Origin of the sequence: Paraneptunicella aestuarii (assembly GCF_019900845.1) — a bacterium.
Taxonomy (GTDB): domain Bacteria; phylum Pseudomonadota; class Gammaproteobacteria; order Enterobacterales; family Alteromonadaceae; genus Paraneptunicella; species Paraneptunicella aestuarii.
This window is the reverse complement of sequence record NZ_CP074570.1, coordinates 1273198-1290391: the sequence shown is the minus strand read 5'-3', so window position 1 is coordinate 1290391 and position 17194 is coordinate 1273198. Positions and strand designations below refer to the sequence as shown.

General features: G+C 44.1%; 21 protein-coding genes. 13 read left to right on the top strand and 8 right to left on the bottom strand.

All coding sequences use genetic code 11. The features are described from left to right. Nucleotides 1-63: 63 nt before the first annotated feature. Nucleotides 64-873: a M48 family metallopeptidase gene (locus KIH87_RS05405; protein ID WP_232360519.1), complete on the top strand. Its 810-nt coding sequence runs from the start codon at nt 64-66 to the stop codon at nt 871-873. Nucleotides 874-1096: 223 nt separating this feature from the next. On the opposite strand, the gene KIH87_RS05400 is transcribed toward KIH87_RS05405, so the two are convergent. Continuing rightward, nucleotides 1097-2311: a DUF4062 domain-containing protein gene (locus KIH87_RS05400; protein WP_232360518.1), complete on the bottom strand. Its 1215-nt coding sequence runs from the start codon at nt 2309-2311 to the stop codon at nt 1097-1099. Between the two features lie 345 nt (nt 2312-2656). Here KIH87_RS05400 and KIH87_RS19480 point away from each other — a divergent pair, with 345 nt between their 5' ends. Then, the gene (locus tag KIH87_RS19480) at nt 2657-2854 is read left to right on the top strand and encodes a phage integrase N-terminal SAM-like domain-containing protein (protein ID WP_408635792.1); all 198 of its coding nucleotides are present in this window, start codon (nt 2657-2659) and stop codon (nt 2852-2854) included. A 155-nt stretch (nt 2855-3009) separates the two neighbouring features. Here KIH87_RS19480 and KIH87_RS05395 read toward each other — a convergent pair whose 3' ends face one another. Continuing rightward, nucleotides 3010-4068, bottom strand: coding sequence for an ABC transporter permease (locus tag KIH87_RS05395; protein ID WP_232360517.1), 1059 nt, complete (start codon nt 4066-4068; stop codon nt 3010-3012). Next, nucleotides 4068-4952, bottom strand: a complete 885-nt coding sequence (locus tag KIH87_RS05390) for an ABC transporter ATP-binding protein (protein ID WP_232360516.1) — start codon at nt 4950-4952, stop codon at nt 4068-4070. Before KIH87_RS05390 ends, KIH87_RS05395 begins: the two co-directional genes overlap by 1 nt. Nucleotides 4953-5143: 191 nt before the next feature. On the opposite strand from KIH87_RS05390, the gene KIH87_RS05385 reads away from it, so the two are divergent. The 7 genes from KIH87_RS05385 to arsB all read left to right on the top strand — a co-directional run bounded on the left by KIH87_RS05385 (nt 5144) and on the right by arsB (nt 10221). Next, nucleotides 5144-5872, top strand: a complete 729-nt coding sequence (locus KIH87_RS05385) for a 16S rRNA (uracil(1498)-N(3))-methyltransferase (RefSeq protein WP_232360515.1) — start codon at nt 5144-5146, stop codon at nt 5870-5872. Nucleotides 5873-6126: 254 nt separating this feature from the next. Beyond that, entirely contained in the window at nt 6127-7092 is a 966-nt protein-coding gene (gene gshB, locus KIH87_RS05380; RefSeq protein WP_232360514.1) for a glutathione synthase, read from the top strand. Nucleotides 7093-7143: 51 nt separating this feature from the next. Continuing rightward, nucleotides 7144-7704: a YqgE/AlgH family protein gene (locus KIH87_RS05375; protein ID WP_232360513.1), complete on the top strand. Its 561-nt coding sequence runs from the start codon at nt 7144-7146 to the stop codon at nt 7702-7704. A gap of 29 nt (nt 7705-7733) precedes the next feature. Continuing rightward, nucleotides 7734-8162 carry a Holliday junction resolvase RuvX gene (ruvX, locus tag KIH87_RS05370; protein WP_232360512.1) on the top strand — a complete coding sequence of 143 codons (429 nt, stop codon included), beginning with the start codon at nt 7734-7736 and terminating at the stop codon, nt 8160-8162. Between the two features lie 137 nt (nt 8163-8299). Then, on the top strand, nt 8300-8659 hold the full coding sequence (locus KIH87_RS05365; protein ID WP_232360511.1) for an ArsR/SmtB family transcription factor: 360 nt from the start codon (nt 8300-8302) through the stop codon (nt 8657-8659). Nucleotides 8660-8710: 51 nt separating this feature from the next. Then, nucleotides 8711-9184 carry an arsenate reductase ArsC gene (locus KIH87_RS05360; RefSeq protein WP_232360510.1) on the top strand — a complete coding sequence of 158 codons (474 nt, stop codon included), beginning with the start codon at nt 8711-8713 and terminating at the stop codon, nt 9182-9184. Between the two features lie 20 nt (nt 9185-9204). Continuing rightward, nucleotides 9205-10221: an ACR3 family arsenite efflux transporter gene (gene arsB / locus KIH87_RS05355; protein WP_232360509.1), complete on the top strand. Its 1017-nt coding sequence runs from the start codon at nt 9205-9207 to the stop codon at nt 10219-10221. Nucleotides 10222-10226: 5 nt separating this feature from the next. Here arsB and KIH87_RS05350 read toward each other — a convergent pair whose 3' ends face one another. The 3 genes from KIH87_RS05350 to KIH87_RS05340 form a co-directional block, all read right to left on the bottom strand. Then, entirely contained in the window at nt 10227-10538 is a 312-nt protein-coding gene (locus KIH87_RS05350; RefSeq protein ID WP_232360508.1) for a putative signal transducing protein, read from the bottom strand. Between the two features lie 103 nt (nt 10539-10641). Beyond that, a complete protein-coding gene (locus tag KIH87_RS05345; protein ID WP_232360507.1) occupies nt 10642-11754 on the bottom strand; it encodes a PilT/PilU family type 4a pilus ATPase in 1113 nt (370 codons plus the stop codon). 100 nt (nt 11755-11854) lie between these two features. After that, the gene (locus KIH87_RS05340; protein ID WP_232360506.1) at nt 11855-12901 is read right to left on the bottom strand and encodes a type IV pilus twitching motility protein PilT; all 1047 of its coding nucleotides are present in this window, start codon (nt 12899-12901) and stop codon (nt 11855-11857) included. A 51-nt stretch (nt 12902-12952) separates the two neighbouring features. On the opposite strand from KIH87_RS05340, the gene KIH87_RS05335 reads away from it, so the two are divergent. From KIH87_RS05335 to KIH87_RS05320, 4 genes are all read left to right on the top strand, one after another. Continuing rightward, nucleotides 12953-13657 carry a YggS family pyridoxal phosphate-dependent enzyme gene (locus tag KIH87_RS05335; protein ID WP_232360505.1) on the top strand — a complete coding sequence of 235 codons (705 nt, stop codon included), beginning with the start codon at nt 12953-12955 and terminating at the stop codon, nt 13655-13657. A 154-nt stretch (nt 13658-13811) separates the two neighbouring features. Next, nucleotides 13812-14630, top strand: a complete 819-nt coding sequence (gene proC / locus KIH87_RS05330; RefSeq protein ID WP_232360504.1) for a pyrroline-5-carboxylate reductase — start codon at nt 13812-13814, stop codon at nt 14628-14630. A gap of 21 nt (nt 14631-14651) precedes the next feature. Further along, nucleotides 14652-15194 carry a YggT family protein gene (locus KIH87_RS05325; RefSeq protein ID WP_232360503.1) on the top strand — a complete coding sequence of 181 codons (543 nt, stop codon included), beginning with the start codon at nt 14652-14654 and terminating at the stop codon, nt 15192-15194. Further along, on the top strand, nt 15194-15652 hold the full coding sequence (locus KIH87_RS05320) for a DUF4426 domain-containing protein (protein WP_232360502.1): 459 nt from the start codon (nt 15194-15196) through the stop codon (nt 15650-15652). Before KIH87_RS05325 ends, KIH87_RS05320 begins: the two co-directional genes overlap by 1 nt. A 39-nt stretch (nt 15653-15691) precedes the next feature. On the opposite strand, the gene KIH87_RS05315 is transcribed toward KIH87_RS05320, so the two are convergent. Together KIH87_RS05315 and KIH87_RS05310 are read right to left on the bottom strand one after the other, a co-directional pair. Continuing rightward, nucleotides 15692-16915, bottom strand: a complete 1224-nt coding sequence (locus tag KIH87_RS05315) for a type II toxin-antitoxin system HipA family toxin (protein WP_232360501.1) — start codon at nt 16913-16915, stop codon at nt 15692-15694. Continuing rightward, nucleotides 16912-17127: a helix-turn-helix domain-containing protein gene (locus KIH87_RS05310; protein ID WP_232360500.1), complete on the bottom strand. Its 216-nt coding sequence runs from the start codon at nt 17125-17127 to the stop codon at nt 16912-16914. Before KIH87_RS05310 ends, KIH87_RS05315 begins: the two co-directional genes overlap by 4 nt. Nucleotides 17128-17194 lie beyond the last annotated feature (67 nt).

Here is a 17194-nt window from a genome sequence, read left to right as displayed (position 1 = left end):
GACTCATTAGCGACTATTATTAATCTACGGAATTTCCCTGGGCACAGTAAGAGGATGAATAGCATGTCCAATCGCACATTAAAGTTAGTTTGTTGTTTCGCTTTTATCGTTAGTTCTGTTGGTATTGTGTCTTGCGCCAAATCACCAACCGGCAGAAACCAGTTAAAACTCTATTCCAGCAGCCAAATGATTGGCATGGGGCAACAAGCCTTCGACACCATGAAAACCGAAGGCAAACCGTCAGCCGTTAAAACCCAAAACGCCTATGTAAGCTGCGTTGCCAAACACATTACCGCTCAAGTACCAAAAAGTGTTTATTCCGGCGAATGGGAAGTGGTGGTATTTGAAGATGATCAAGTGAATGCCTTTGCACTGCCCGGTGGCAAAATAGGCGTTTATACCGGCTTATTAAAAGTCGCTAAAAACCAACATCAATTAGCTGCGGTTATTGGGCACGAAGTCGGTCACGTTATTGCTGATCACGGTAATGAGCGCATGTCTTCTGGCACACTGATTAATGTGGGCATGCAAGTGACCAACCAGATACTGCAATCGAATCAGGTAGGTCACAGCAAGGAGATTATGTCGGCCATTGGACTTGGCGTGCAAGTGGGCGTACAACTTCCTTTTAGCCGTACTCACGAGTCAGAAGCTGACATAATTGGTTTGGATCTAATGGCAAAAGCCGGGTTTAAACCCGAGCAGTCAGTTGAACTTTGGAAGAATATGGAGAAGGCTAGCGAAGGTAATCGCCCTCCTGAGCTGCTTTCTACTCACCCATCTCCCGGTACGCGAATGGAGCAATTACAGCAACATATGCCGCAAGCAAATTCTTATTACAAAGCAGCGCCAGTGAAACCTAACTGCCAATAGGATTGTGCATAAAAGAATAAGTTGTCCGTTAATTCCGTTGATGAGGAAGGGGCATTTAATTATTGATGCACTTTCCGCTTCGACTGATGTTTCCTTTATTGTGCTAACGCTCAGGCTGAGGGGCTTGCCGGAGCGGTGTGAGGCTTGTGGCATTCGCCACAAACGAAACACCGCGGAGAGCAAGTCCCTCTAAAGCCAATTGTTAGCACAATAATTTACTTCGTTATTCTTTAGATAACTCTTCCAAGATCTCTCTATAACTGGCTTCAACTAACTTTAGTTCATAGTTAATCTTTAGTGTCTTTGAGATAGGCTCTGGTAGTGTATCTGCATATATGTTTGCTTCTACTGATATTTCGCAACTTTCCTTAGCCCCTAGGGATATCTTCTTATTTGGGCTAACTTCTCTTTTTGGCTGAAGAGCTCTCATCTCAATAGCACTAGACCATATACCGCTATCTACTTTAGTCACTTCTAGCTCACTATCACCACTAGGTAAAATAAAAACGTTCCCATTCTCGTCCTCAATCTGGCGATCTGAGAATATAGTCAGACCAGAACCACTTGATTTCACCTTAAGGTCGATATATACATCCCTTGCCCCAATCGTTCCCACATTTTTTAGCCAAAATCTTATTCTCGATCTAAAATTATTATCAACAAATCTCCTAACCCTATCTCGGTAGTAGTCTTTATCTCTATGGCGTGAAGAGATAATCATATGTGACAATGAACTTCGAGATCTTGATCGCTTAACTTCCTGCTCCTCCTCATAATCAGGAATATCATCATAATCCGTTACTTCAATGTAGGTACCTGTTAAATCTATTTCCTCTCCAAGATCTGCCCCAGTTGATGGGTCTGAGAAATGTAACTGTATATCAGTTATCGGGCTCGTCATGTCTGACTCTTCTTTTATTCCTTTTTCTGCAAGAAGCCCCCTTATTTGTATCTCAAGTTGTTTAGATAATTTATCCCTAAATTCGACTTGGCTTGAGTAATTCTCTACTAAGGCTTTCGGAAAAGTCTTAGACTTGAATTCTCTTAGCCTTTTCAATTGATCCAAATCAATATCGTCAGGGTTTTGATTTGCCTTCGAAAAATAGAGCATCACTGGCTTCCCATCTTTCGCAACTCGCTCAATTTCCTCTAACGTTCCACTATCCGCTACACCTGTTGGACTTCCTATTCTTGTCCAGAATACCCCAACTAAAAGATCGCATTGATCCACCACCTGACGATTTATTATTTCTTGGGGCCTTTTTCCATATTCAGGTGCGGAGTGGGTCTCCCACCTAAGAGGCAACAAAACAATTTGTCGCTCCGAAGAATTTAAGTCATTCCACTCTTGGATAGTTTTTACTGCGATATCACGTTCTTGACTTACATCACTAGGAGATGCAATCAAAATTCTAAACACCTGTGCTGAGTATGACATACCCCTCCCTTCTCATTGTGCTAACAGTGTATCACTGCGAATCCCCAGCATGCCCACTTTTAACACCATACTAAAAATTCAAAAAATGATATTTTTTCCAATATTAGCAGTAGGTTAAATCGAATTGCTAGCCTCTTATTCATATGACAGTTTGGGGAAAGCGAGAATTGGAATTTATATAGGTCTCTGCGAATTTGGACTTCAAACTACACTTCTATTAAAATCAAAAACTTACAACTCCCCACTTATTCAGAATGCGAGCAGATTTGCACAAGAGGAAAATAAAGATCACAAAACAAATAAAGATATTAAATATCACCTTTTATTAAATATGTACGTACATAGTTGCTAATAAAGCATTATAGCTTGCAAACTAAAAAATCATATTTAGCTTGGTTCAGGCGCTTTATTCTGCTTTATGACTTGAAGTATCCAAAAGCTACCTTCAATACCAAACTTGAACAATTCCTTAGCCATCGAGCTACATCTAAGTTTGAACCGTCGAAAAAAATAAGCGCAGCTACACAAAACCAAGCCTTATGAGCTCTCATTTTTATCAACAAATTGCTCGCTTACCCTGCGCACGACGTTGGTCATCTTATACTTTAAACTTTGTGCCAATTTATGCTTTACGCACAGAATTAAAAAAGGGTAGCAACCGCTACCCTTATCGCAAATTCATCTTCACCACTTACAGACTACCGCCCGTCGCCTTCCCATCGGAACAGCCAGGAACATAGCGTCATAAAAATAACGGTTAGCACTAATAGCAATCCCACTTCAAATTGCAGATCCCATAGCGAAGAGCCGTCGGTCATGATTGCTCTGGCACCATTTAACACATGAGTTAAAGGGAATACCTGTGATAACTGAACGACAGCCTCTGGCGCACCTTCCAGCGAAAACCACACCCCAGACAAGATCATCATAGGCCAGGTGATCACGTTCATGATACCGCCTGTCAGTTCTTCACTTCGGCTACGACTTGCCACCAGCAGTCCAAGAGAAATCATACATAAGCTACCCAGAACACCAATGACCAACAGGTCTAAATAGCTTCCAATCATGTAGAAATCGAACATTAAATCGCAGACTACGAAAACAAAAGCCGACATCACCAATACAATGAACAAGCGTGACATGATCTGAGCAAACACAAACTCAATGGCTCTTAAGGGCGTCGCTTTCAAACGTTTTAAGACCGAGTTTTTACGATAACGCACAATGGAATGAGACACGCCAAGCAAACTACTGAACATCATGTTCATGCCCAATATTCCGGGCAGCAACCAGTCGATATAACGCACTTCTTTACCATCTAAGGTCACACGTTGATAGTTGTCGTCATGCCCAAGTAAAAGCTGTTCAACAAAATAACCCTGCGGTGAAGATTGGTTAATCCAATATTGTTTACTCTGATGATCAATCAAGATATCTATGGCGTGCTTTTGCACTTTTTCCTGTGCGTTTTGCAAATCGTTATAAACCACAAACTCCAGATACTTCAAACCATAGAAGTTAGTTTTGGCATCGTTATTACTTACGCCCTCAGCTTTCGCTTGTTCAGGAACACTGTCCATCACGCCGATCTTAAACTGGGTTTGACCATCGCCGTCAAAAGCGAAAGCGATACCCGCTAAAATCACAATAGGAAACAGTATCGACCAGGCAAGTGAGCCTCTGTCTCGGAAGAACTCCAGATTTCGAGCCTTAAACATGGCATAAAAGCGATTCCAGGCACTACGAAATGATCCCATTAGACTTCCTCCAACTGCTGGCCAGTTAATTTCAAAAACAAGTCATCCAGGTTGGCAGACTTGATATGCATACCCTCCAAAGAAATATTCTCAGAAGTGAGTTCTTGAATCGCACGTTGCACATTGTCTGTGGCAAATTCGCAGAAACCTTCGGTACTGGTAACTTGATAACGTGTATGAATAGATTCAGGCAATTCTTGAGGATCAAGACGAATCAATGCACCTGTAAAGTGCTTGGCCAATAAAGAATTGGGGTGCCCGCTTTCAATAATAGCTCCCTTATCCATAATCACGATTTCATCACACAGATATTCCGCTTCATCCATATAGTGAGTGGTCAAAATAATGGTTTTACCCTGATGCTTAATGCCATTGATCAAGTCCCAGAACTTACGACGAGCATGAGGATCCATTCCGGTAGTTGGTTCATCTAGGAACAGTACATCGGGGTCGTTCACCAAGGCTAGAGCCAATAATAATCTCTGACGCTGACCACCCGATAATTTGCGATGGTCACGATCAATAAACTCTTGAAGGTCGCACAGCTTGATAAGCTCAGCTTCAGGAACCGGGTTATTATAAAAAGCCGCAAACAGCTTCAAGGTATCGCGCGTGGTCAGAAAATCCTGCAACGCTGTATGCTGAAATTGAATACCGATTTTATGCAAGGCTTCACGGGTCATCTCTTCACCATGATATTTAATGGTGCCTGCATCTTTGGGGAGAATGCCTTCCAGCATTTCAATGGTTGTGGTCTTGCCAGCACCATTTGGCCCTAACAAACCAAAGCACTGACCCTTTTTCACTTTAAAACTAATATGGTTAACGGCGGTCATTCCTTGAAAGGACTTGGCCAAACCGTCAACTTCAATAATGTATTCCATTGTGCTCGTCTCTATTTACAATGAAGGGCAAGAGTGCCACAGTATTAGCAATCCGAAAATGAGTTTTAGTTTATTATTTTTACCCGCCGTTATATAGACACTTGTTGCGTTTTGACACAATTTTTACACCACTTTCGGTCAGTAGAGGTTCCCCTAAACAGCAAGCGTTCAGCACGGAAAAGTAGACAGTTATGCGTATTCCCAGAATTTTTCATCCCAACAGCATTATCGTTGACCAGACGATTGACCTAACACAAGAAGCAAGTAAGCATTTACTAACAGTATTAAGGCTAAAAGAAGGCCATCCCATTATTTTGTTCAATGGGGACGGTAATGAATACAGTGCAACATTGCAGATGGAATCAAAGCGCCAAGCCAGTGCCTTGATAGAAGCTCAGCTCACTATGAGCGTAGAATCTCCCTTACCGATTCACCTTGGACAAGGTATTTCCAAAGGTGAGCGCATGGACTTTGTATTGCAAAAATCGGTGGAATTGGGGGTGACAGAAATCACGCCCATCATTACTGAACGTTGTCCAATTAAGCTCAATGCAGAGCGTTGGGACAAGAAGCAACAACACTGGTTTAAAGTGATTACATCGGCGTGTGAACAGTGTGGCAGGAATGTGGTTCCTACACTGCACGAAGCGATTACGCTGCACGAATGGCTGAGCCAATCGACCCAGCAATTACGCCTGACACTGGATCCCAAAGCAGAAAAAACCATACGTGAATTTAAACCGAATCAGCATGGCTTCCGTTTGCTCATAGGCCCAGAAGGTGGTTTGTCGGATAACGAAATCTACCAAAGTAGTGAAAGCGGATTTAATGCAGCGTTGCTTGGCCCTCGCGTACTAAGAACAGAAACCGCAGCTCTGGCAGCCATCACCGTACTGCAAAGTCATTTTGGCGATTTGTAAAATCAGAAATGAAATGAAAAAACCGAAATTAAGATTAAGCGTCAGCCTTCATGACGCTTATTTTAACGATTGGATTTAAGCACAGCGTTAAAAATCTCAAACCGGAAATAACATCTAAAATGACGTCTCAGGATCGAATCTTGTTACATCTTTTCTGGCACTTTGGCGCTTGAATAATATCAACCTGCACCAATCTTTAAGTTCATTTCGTTGTATCATCAACTATCAATCAAGCAATTGACGGGGATTAAACCTTGAGCATCAAACTTGGCATCGTGATGGATCCTATTCAATCCATCAATATCAAAAAAGACACCAGCTTCGCTATGCTATTGCAAGCGCAAAGCCGTGGCTATGAACTCTATTATATTGAAATGTCTGGGCTGTATCTGATTAACGGTCATCCTAATGCCATCGCTCATTCTCTGTCAGTTAAACGCGATCCCGAAAACTGGTTTACCCTTGGCGAAGCCCAACATATTGGCCTGGACAGTTTAGATGTGATCTTAATGCGTAAGGATCCTCCATTTGATGGTGAATTCCTGTATGCCACTCAAATGCTGGAACTGGCGGAAAGCCTTGGCACATTGGTGGTGAATAAAACCCGGGCATTGCGTGATATTAATGAAAAGCTCGCCACCTCGTTTTTCCCTGACCTCATTCCCGATACGCTGGTAACGCGCAATGCCAAGCTTATTCGTGAGTTTCATGCCAAGCATACAGATATGATTTGCAAACCTTTGGACGGCATGGGCGGCGCTTCGATTTTTCGCGTGAAAGCAGACGGCAATAACCTTGGCGTTATCATCGAAACACTAACTCAACATGGCACTCGTTATGCCATGTTTCAGGAATACCTACCAGCCATTAAAGACGGTGACAAACGTATTCTGATCGTTGATGGCGAAGTCATGCCTTATTGCCTGGCGCGCTTGCCTTCGGCTGGAGAAACTCGTGGCAATTTGGCGGCTGGCGGTACTGGGCGTCCACAACCGATTTCTGAAAGCGACCGAAAACTGGCTGAAACCGTTGCCCCGGTTTTACGCGCTCAAGGCTTGTTGTTTATTGGCCTTGATGTGATTGGCGACAGGATCACCGAGATCAATGTTACCAGCCCAACCTGTGTTCAGGAGATCGAAGCGGCTTACGACATCAGCATTACGGGCAAATTATTTGACGCCATTGAAAAATGTCTCAAAAGCCCCCAGAAAGGACTATAGTTAAGTCGAACAAGGCATTCATATCAGCAGGCTCAACTTAGAGGCGTTAATATGCACAAAAGCTTACAGAATCATCTTCTAATTGCTACCCCATCTTTGGAAGGTTCGTACTTCTCTCGATCGGTGGCATATATCATTGAACATACTGAAGAAGGCGCGATGGGCATTGTGGTAAATCAACTGGCTGGTATGACTCTGGAAGAGCTCATGGGTATGACCGAAACAGCAGGCCCAGTGGATCATTTCCACGCCAATAATCCTGTGATGATGGGTGGGCCAGTTAGCCGAGATCGTGGTTTTATTTTGCACTCCACACAGATTGGCTGGAGTTCAAGCATGAAGCTCGATTCCGAGATTATGATCACCACTTCAAAAGATATTCTTGATGTGATTGGTAATGATCAAGGGCCAGAAGATTCCATCATTGCGCTAGGCTATTCAGGCTGGTCTGCCGGTCAACTTGAAAAAGAATTGGAAGACAATTCCTGGCTAACGGTAGAAGCAGATAAAAATATTCTGTTTAAAGTGCCCGTCGAGAATAAATGGCAAGCGGCAATTGATAAACTGGGTATCGATATTTGGCGACTGTCGCCCTATGCCGGACACGCATAAACAACGATTCATTCAAAAAGGATGTCCAATTGACACAAACCAATCGTAGTATTTTGGGATTTGACTTCGGTAGCAAAAGTATTGGTGTCGCAATTGGACAAGAGGTAACAGGAACCGCCTCGCCTCTTCCCGCATTAAAAGCAAGAGATGGTATTCCAGATTGGGATGCCATCGCTGCTATTTATGATGAATGGAAACCCAATATTGTTGTAGTGGGTCTTCCGCTCAATATGGATGGCACGACTCAGCAAGTGACCTTTGCCGCAAAGAAGTTCGCCAACCGCCTGCACAACAAATTTAAAATCCCTGTCGAGACCTACGATGAACGCCTGACCACAACCGACGCCAAAGCCAGGTTGTTCGAACTGGGCGGTTATAAAAAGCTGGAAAAGGGAAAAATCGACAGTGTCTCCGCTTGCCTGATTATTGAAAGTTGGCTGGAAGCCCAATATTCCTGAGTATCAACCAGACAGTTTATAGGCCGGTTCGCAGCAATTCCCTGATACAAATCCCCATGTCATAAAAACATCACTTTACATATGAAATTTCATATATATGATTTCCCGCATATGTTATTTGAAGTGAGTATGCCCATTTGCCTATTGCAGCTATTGAGGATCCGGTCGCATTTTACAAATGCCTGGCCGACGACACCCGGCTGAAATGCTTGCTGCTGATACTCATGTATTCAGAGCTTTGTGTTTGTGACCTGACATCCGCGCTGGAACTGTCTCAACCGAAAGTATCGAGACATCTGGCAGAACTACGAAAATGCGGCTTGTTGCAGGATGAGAGACGCGGCAAGTGGGTTTACTATCAGCTGAATCCTGTACTTCCCAACTGGTGCAAAGACGTGTTACGTAACACCGCGAAACATTCAACGGACTATTTAGAACAAGTGATCGCGCGTATGGAAAAGGCTCAAACCAGCCAAACACGATGTCAGCCTGCGTAAGCAAGTGAAGACGATAATCAAGTGAAGGCGATAATCAAGAGAAAATCAGGCATGAAAATTTTATATATCTGCACTCATAATCGTTGCCGCAGTATTTTGTCCGAAGCTATTACCAATCATCTTTCTCAAGGCGAAATTGAAGCAAAAAGTGCGGGGAGTCAGCCCTCAGGCCAAGTACATCCTCTAACGTTGAAGTATCTGCAAGACGCAGGCATTTCTATTGATGGGCTCCAAAGTCAATCATGGGACGAACTGGAAAACTTCGAGCCGGATGTTGTTATCACGGTATGCGATAGCGCAGCCAATGAAACCTGCCCCGTCTGGTTTGGCAAAGCGATAAAAATCCATTGGGGGTTAGCCGATCCGTCGAAAATAGAAGGGACAGATGCTGAAATCGAAAAGGCATTCCATGCTGTAATGAGTGAAATTAGTGAGCGAGTCTCTGCTCTAAAAAACATCGCGCATATTCAACAACCTGAGCAGTTAAAACAAGCGCTTACCGCGTTGGGTGCAAGCGCAAACTAACTCAAATTTTGGAGAATTTTATGGGGTTATTTGAACGTTTTCTTTCTGTTTGGGTTGGCGTAGCCATTGTGATTGGCGTTTTGCTTGGCATCTTGATACCAAGCGTATTCGCCAGTATTGCAGCCATTGAATATGCCCATGTGAACATGGTTGTTGCCGTTCTTATCTGGCTGATGATCTACCCCATGATGATTCAAGTGGACTTTTCAGCTATCAAAGACGTAGGCAAAAAACCCAAAGGTTTAGCGCTCACTCTGGTCATTAACTGGCTCATCAAGCCCTTTACCATGGCTTTATTAGGCTGGCTGTTTTTTAAAGGCATTTTTGCTGACTGGGTCGATCCACAATCTGCATCAGAATATATCGCAGGCATGATACTTCTTGGCGTTGCGCCCTGTACCGCCATGGTGTTTGTCTGGAGCCAGTTAACCAAAGGCGACCCTAACTACACCTTGGTGCAGGTCTCGATTAACGACATCATTATGATTTTCGCCTTTGCGCCTATCACCGCATTTTTATTAGGAGTTACGGATATTCAGGTTCCTTGGGAAACCTTGCTGATTTCTGTTGTGCTATATGTATTATTGCCTCTGATTGCAGGTGCATTGACTCGTTCCTTGCTCGACAAAAACAATGATCACTCTCAGTTAAATCAGTTTGTTAGCAAGCTCAAACCTTGGTCGATAATAGGGCTACTGGCTACCGTGGTTCTGCTGTTTGGGTTTCAGGCTGAAACCATTTTAAGCAAGCCTCAAACCATCGTTTTGATAGCTATTCCTTTACTCATTCAAACCTACGGTATCTTTGCCATTGCATACTTTCTCGCAAAACAATTAAAGCTGCCTCACAACATCGCCGCCCCGGCGTGCATGATAGGCACGTCTAACTTTTTCGAATTGGCAGTCGCCGTTGCAATCTCTCTGTTTGGTTTACATTCTGGTGCAGCACTGGCAACAGTGGTTGGTGTACTGGTTGAAGTGCCTGTGATGCTATCTCTGGTTGCCTTTGCTAATCGAACCAAGCATTGGTTTAGTTAAACCAGTTAGCCTGGCATTGCTTTGCCGCAATTCCAGCATATCTCAAAGGTTGAGGCGTTGCGTTCCCCACATTGACGACAAAACCAATCTTCATTGGTCACTGGCGGCAAACTGAATTCCTGAATTAACGAGTTGGCTTTAGGTTCCCATTCCGGGTCAGTCAACCAGACTTCTGGCCAGGCATCAAAGGGTGACAATTCGCCAACCGCACCGATGGCGTATTCGTTTTTAATAAAGCAGGGAATATGGTGGGATTCCAGCAGGTCTTTAATTTGCTGGACTTGAAGGCGGTTTTCACTGGCGAAGACTTTAATCAATCGGCGATACCTTAGTGAATTTGATTGCGTATTTAAGAATGTTAAACATGTAGCTCAGGAGGAAAGCTCGACCTTCCTCCTGAAACATTAACAACCGACAAGTCTAATCCATATCAATGGTGACGTCGCTCAAGGAGCCCAGATTCGTGCCACTATTGCTATCCAACTTGATCATCAAGCGCAAATCATTTGGCGAATCGGAATGATGCAATGCTTGATCCATGGTGATCTTGCCTTCTTTAAACAGCTCATAAAGCGCCATGTCAAAACTTTGCATGCCCATTTCCTTGCCTTTTTTCATCGCATCTTTCAAGCCGGCAATTTCGCCACGCTGGATCATATCCTGAACCAAGGGAGAATTAAGCAGGATCTCAATAGCAGCAACACGGCCTTTTCCATCAGCGGTAGGCACCAATTGCTGAGCGATAATAGCGCGCATGTTCAAGCTTAAGTCATAACGCAACTTGGCGTGCTGATCTGGCGGAGCCAAGTGCATAATACGCTCAATGGCCTGGTTAGCATTGTTGGCGTGCAATGTCGCCACGCACAAGTGTCCGGTATCGGCAAACGACATGGCATATTCCATGGTTTCCATCGACCGGATCTCACCAATCAAAATAACATCAGGCGCCTGACGCAATGAGCTCTTCAAAGCATCATCGAAAGACTTGGTATCAATCCCGACTTCGCGCTGTGTTACCACACAATGTTCATGCTCATGCACAAATTCGATCGGGTCTTCAATGGTCAGAATGTGACCGTAGGAATTGCGATTACGATGTCCAATCAAGGCAGCCAAAGAAGTCGATTTACCCGTTCCGGTAGCACCGACAAACAGGATAAGACCGCGCTTTGCCATAATGATGTCTTTCAACACTTCGGGCAGTCCTAAATCTTCCGCTTTGGGGATTTGGGTGACAATACGGCGCACCACCATACCCGCGCAATCCCGCTGCCAAAAAGCACTACAACGAAAACGCCCAACGCCATCCCGAGCAATAGCAAAGTTGCATTCACGAGACTTGGTGAACTCTTCAACCTGCTCTGGGCTCATGGTGCTTTTCACCAGTTCCAGAGATTGCTCGGCGCTTATCACTTCCGGCGACAGTGGTGTCATCTTGCCACTGATTTTCGCGCTCACCGGAAAACCAGAGGTAATAAATAAATCGGATGCTCCCTCATCAACCATCTTTTGCAAAAATAACTCTAAATCCATCTTGCTCACTCTTTTACATTGCTAATACAGAGTCTTTTAAAAAGCGGATATTCTCATGACCGAGCAATATCCACTCCTTGCCACCATTTATTAGTCAGGGTTAGAACCCTGGAGACATGCTCTTCTTGTCGATGCTCTTATCAGCGGCATCCTGTGGCGTGATCAAGCCTTGCGCTACCAGCTTCTGTAAACATTGATCCATGGTCTGCATACCGTGCTGTTGTCCGGTTTGAATCACCGAATACATTTGAGCCACTTTGTCTTCACGAATAAGGTTTCGAATCGCTGGAATACCAATCATGATTTCGTGAGCGGCAACACGCCCACCACCAATACGTTTTAACAAGGTTTGAGACACAACCGCACGAATAGATTCCGACAACATGGAACGCACCATGGCTTTTTCTTCAGCCGGGAACACGTCAATAATACGGTCGATCGTTTTCGGCGCTGAGTTGGTGTGCAACGTACCAAATACCAAGTGCCCGGTTTCAGCAGCACTAATGGCCAAACGAATGGTTTCAAGGTCACGTAATTCCCCAACCAGAATAACATCCGGGTCTTCACGTAACGCCGAACGCAAGGCATTGTTAAAGCTGTGGGTGTCGCGATGCACTTCACGCTGGTTAATCAGGCTCAGTTTGTTCTCATGAACAAATTCAATCGGATCCTCGATAGTTAGAATATGTTCACGTTTTTGCGAATTAACGTAATCAATCATCGCCGCCAAGGTAGTGCTCTTACCGGAACCGGTTGCCCCCGTTACAAGGACAATACCGGTAGGCTGATTGATGATAGTTTTGAAAATATCCGGTGCGCCCAATTCTTCCAGAGACAAGACTTTGCTGGGAATGGTTCTTAGCACTGCGGCAGCGCCACGATTTTGCACAAAAGCGTTAACACGGAAGCGAGAAAGCCCTTTTACTTCGAAGGAAAAGTCGGTCTCTAATCGTTCCTCATACTCCTTACGCTGTCGATCATTCATGATTTCATAAATCAATGCGTGTACCTGTTTGTGATCCATTTCAGGCACATTCAGCTTACGCATTTCACCATCGACACGAATAATGGGGGGCAATCCTGCCGACAAATGCAAATCCGAGGCATTATTCTTCACACTAAAGGCTAAAAGTTCGGTAATATCCAAAACCTGTACTCCCGTATCAATTTGAATGAGCGACAACACTCTTTATATATCATGTTAACAATAGCAAATCGCCTGAAAAGCGCACTCGACACTATACAGGATTCCGCCTTAAAAGCAGGCCGTAATCCTCAAGAGATACTATTATTAGCTGTTAGTAAAACTAAGCCAAATCAAGCAATTAGGGAAGCGTGGAACGCCGGACAACGTATGTTTGGTGAAAACTACGTACAGGAAGGCATACAAAAAATTGCCGACTTGTCAGACCTCGAAGGCATCCAATGGCACATGATTGGCCCGCTTCAGTCCAATAAAACCAAGGTGGTTGCGGAACATTTTGACTGGGTTCAATCGGTCGATAGAGCCAAAATAGCAGAGCGTTTAAACGAACAGCGCCCCGAAGACCTTGCACCATTACAAGTCTGTATTCAGGTTAATATCAGTGATGAAGACAGCAAATCGGGTTTATTGCCGGAAGAAGTGATGCCGCTTGCAGAAACAATTAGCCAATTACCTCGTTTGAATTTACGCGGCCTGATGGCGATTCCTGCGGCGACAGAGTCAGAGCAGGAACAACGTTTTGCCTTCACCCAAATGCAGGATTTGTATCACCAGCTTAAGCAGAAGTATCCACAAGTCGATACCCTTTCAATGGGCATGTCGGGTGACGTAGACATGGCAATTGCTTGCGGCTCAACTATGGTAAGAATAGGCACTGCGATATTTGGTGCGAGAGATTATCCGGCATCCCAAGGCTGAGGCTTTTTCGCGATATTGTGCGAGATTGCGGCGAGATTGAAATTCACTTTCAAAATAAGGCTAAAACAAATATTTCAGCAAATAACTCATAATGTGCGCTCATGATTGTTATCATAGGCGCACTCATGAGCTAAACGAGGAATGTAAAATCCGAATGAAGCACCTAGCAATCGCGTTTATTGGCGCAGGCAATATGAGCCGTGCCATCATCACCGGAATGGTTGCCAACGGCTACCCAGCTAATTTGATCACTGCCAGTAATCCCAGTCTTCCCAAATTAGAGGCGCTACAACAAGACTTCGGCATTAATATCACTCAAGACAATAATGACGCCATCTCGCGCTCAGAAGTGGTCGTGCTGTCAGTCAAACCTCAGTTAATGGCAGAGGTCTGTGCTCAATTCTCGCCAGAGCACAACAAGCGACAAAAGTTATTTGTTTCTATCGCTGCCGGGTTAACCAGCGCGCGTTTAAAAGAAATGTTGGGAGGTGAATGCCCTCTCATTCGCACCATGCCCAATACACCCAGTGCGATTGGCAAAGGCTTAACCGGATTATTTAGTGACAATGCCAGCGATGAACAACGTCAATATTCAGAAGACCTGTTCAATATGGTAGGTGAAACCGTTTGGGCTGAGCAGGAAGAGCAAATTAATGGCGTCATCGCCGCCGCAGGCAGCAGTCCTGCTTACTTTTTTCTGTTTTTGGAAGCAATGCAAGCCAAAGCAGAAGCGCTTGGATTTGACCACGACGCCGCGCGTTTAATGGTTCAACAAGCCATGTTAGGTTCCGCTGAAATGGTTTGTAAACATCCAGAACTTGAATTATCAGAGCTTCGCGCCCAAGTTACGTCTAAAGGCGGAACCACTGCGCAAGCTATTGCACATTTCCAGCAGTCAAATCTGGAAAAGATAGTCGCTGATGCCATGCAGGCGGCGGTGGATCGTGCAGAAGAAATGTCGAAACAGTTTTAAATTATTAATGATGGACAATCCATGAATGCAACCCAGTTTTTAGTTGGAACTCTCTTAGATTTATACCTGATGGTGGTATTACTCAGGTTGTGGTTACAACTGGCCAGAGCGGATTTTTATAATCCTTTCAGCCAATTTGTCGTGAAGGCGACGCATCCTATTGTTGGCCCAATGCGCAGAATCATTCCGCCCATTAGTCGCCTTGATACTGCTACCCTGGTGTTGGCCTTGGCTGTTGCCATGTTGAAGGTGTTTTTACTTGGCCTCATGCAAGGGGTAGCCAATATCAACCCCATTTCGTTAGTGATCACGGGCTTCTTGATTGTTTTAAAAGAAGTTTTCTCACTGATATTTTGGGTGCTTATTCTAAGAGCAATACTAAGCTGGGTAAGCCAAGGCTATAACCCGATAGAATTGGTGATGCAACAGCTTACCGAGCCATTTTTGGCGCCTATTCGCCGGGTTATCCCGCCACTTGGTGGATTGGACTTATCCATATTGTTTGCCATTATTGCCTTACAGTTTCTTCAACTATTACTGCAAGATTTACTGGGTGTTTTCTAATGATATTGAGAAAGTTGATCGATACGCCCAAACGCTCAATGTATTTGATTATTTCTCTGCTAAGCTGGCTGACCATAGCCAGCTCTGCGCAAGCCGAGCAATATAAAACGCTGGGCAATTGGGACGTACATTACATTGTTTTGAACAGCACTTTTTTGCAGCCGGAAATTGCTCGTCAGTACCAAATCCAGCGTAGTAAATACAATGCATTCGTCAACATTTCGGTATTGGATCATGACAGCAAGCAAGCACAAAACGTTGCCATAACGGGCACGGCAACAAACCTGTTAGGTACAATTAAAGAACTGACATTCGAGCAAGTGCAGGAACAGGATTCAATCTATTATTTGGCACAGCTGCCATTTAGAGACAGGGAAACCTTCCGATTCTCCATTGATATTGTTCATGGCAACGAAAAGCAAACCTTGACGTTTAAGCAAGAATTGGTGACGGATTAAGCTGGGCTAATCTGGACTGGGGCAATCTGAGCAGGCCCATCAAGGACGAATTACATTCTGTAATAACGCCAGATCTTCTTCACTCACACCCAATTGAGCAAAAACAGTTTTCCAATTTTGGCTGACGTCACTCACTCGTTCGATGACATCCTGCGCAACTTGCTTGGTCAGGTTAAACTTCTTATGAACAGAAACGGCCTCTGAAAGCTCAGGAAGATAATCGCTTAAACCAACCTTTAGTTGATGATACTGACCGTGAGCAAGCGAGGGAACAACATCATAGGCAGAGCTTAGTTGCCACCCATCTTCACGACAGGTAAAACTAAAATTTCTTAGATGATCATCAGTATTGTTCAACACCTTGTTGAACAACATTTGGGCGAATAGTTGCTGATTATCTCTTTCAGGAAATGCCGAATAACGGCAGATTAAATCGGAAATATGATCATATTTCATCAATAGAGGATCTGTTTGGTTGTCTAAACTCTTTAACAATGCATTTGCCGTTAATTGATGATATCGCCCACCTTGTTCTGAGACATCAAAGCGCCGAACAAATAAAACATCGTTACTAACTTGCTGATGCTGAATGGTTTCCACATGAGTATCAGCGACCATAATTCCGGCTTGGCGCATTAGACTCAGACATGCATTTTCAACCATCGCATAATTAAATTCATCGCTTTGTTTGGAAAATTTTGCAATATAGCCATGCTGTTCATCATGCACCAACACCTTAGGGCGAGCCCCGCCAACACTGGAGCCTCGGCTAAACATATTTAACTTAATACGCTCAATTTCCTCAGACTTGACCAAACCTGAATCAATCTTACTGGCAATACTATGCAATTCCTCAAGGTTCGACTTCTCACACCCCAACCCGTAATCAGCAGTTTGCTCATCATTTTCAGCAATGAAATAAAGTGCTCCCACCGTAGAGTGATTCATTAACTCAAGCAATTCTGAAATACAGGGCTTATGCGTGAGGTTATTAACTCTTGCCAATACCTTCTTGCCCCAATCATCGGGCAACACATCATCAATAAAACCCGGCGCTTCTCTGTCGCAAGTTAACTCAACAACATTAGAAGATTTAGGCAACAATCTTGGATCGATAGGTTGTTCATCAGAATCAAGAAAGTCAGGGTGGTAGCTAAAATAAACTGATTCTAACTGCCCTCGAGCGTTTTCATTTAACTGTATTCGGGCACACTTAAGAACACTGCCAGTCGAGGTTTGATAATAAAGGTTGAAAACGCTCACCAGCTTTCACCGCTTTTGATTTTGATTTCAGGAGGTTCCACAAACAAAGCATCAAGTTGATTTTTCATGCCTAGAATATCAAGCGCTTTAACAACAGTTTCCCAGGCAACACCGCCTTTTCCAGCTTCCAGATTACGTATCGTGGTGACACCGACACCTATACGAGCAGCAAAACGAGTTTGTGTATCGTTAGGGAACTTGCGCTTCCGCATTTTTTGAATGAACTTTCCCTGTTTTTTAAACCAATCTTCGTTGAGCATAATTAAATGTTATTTCATC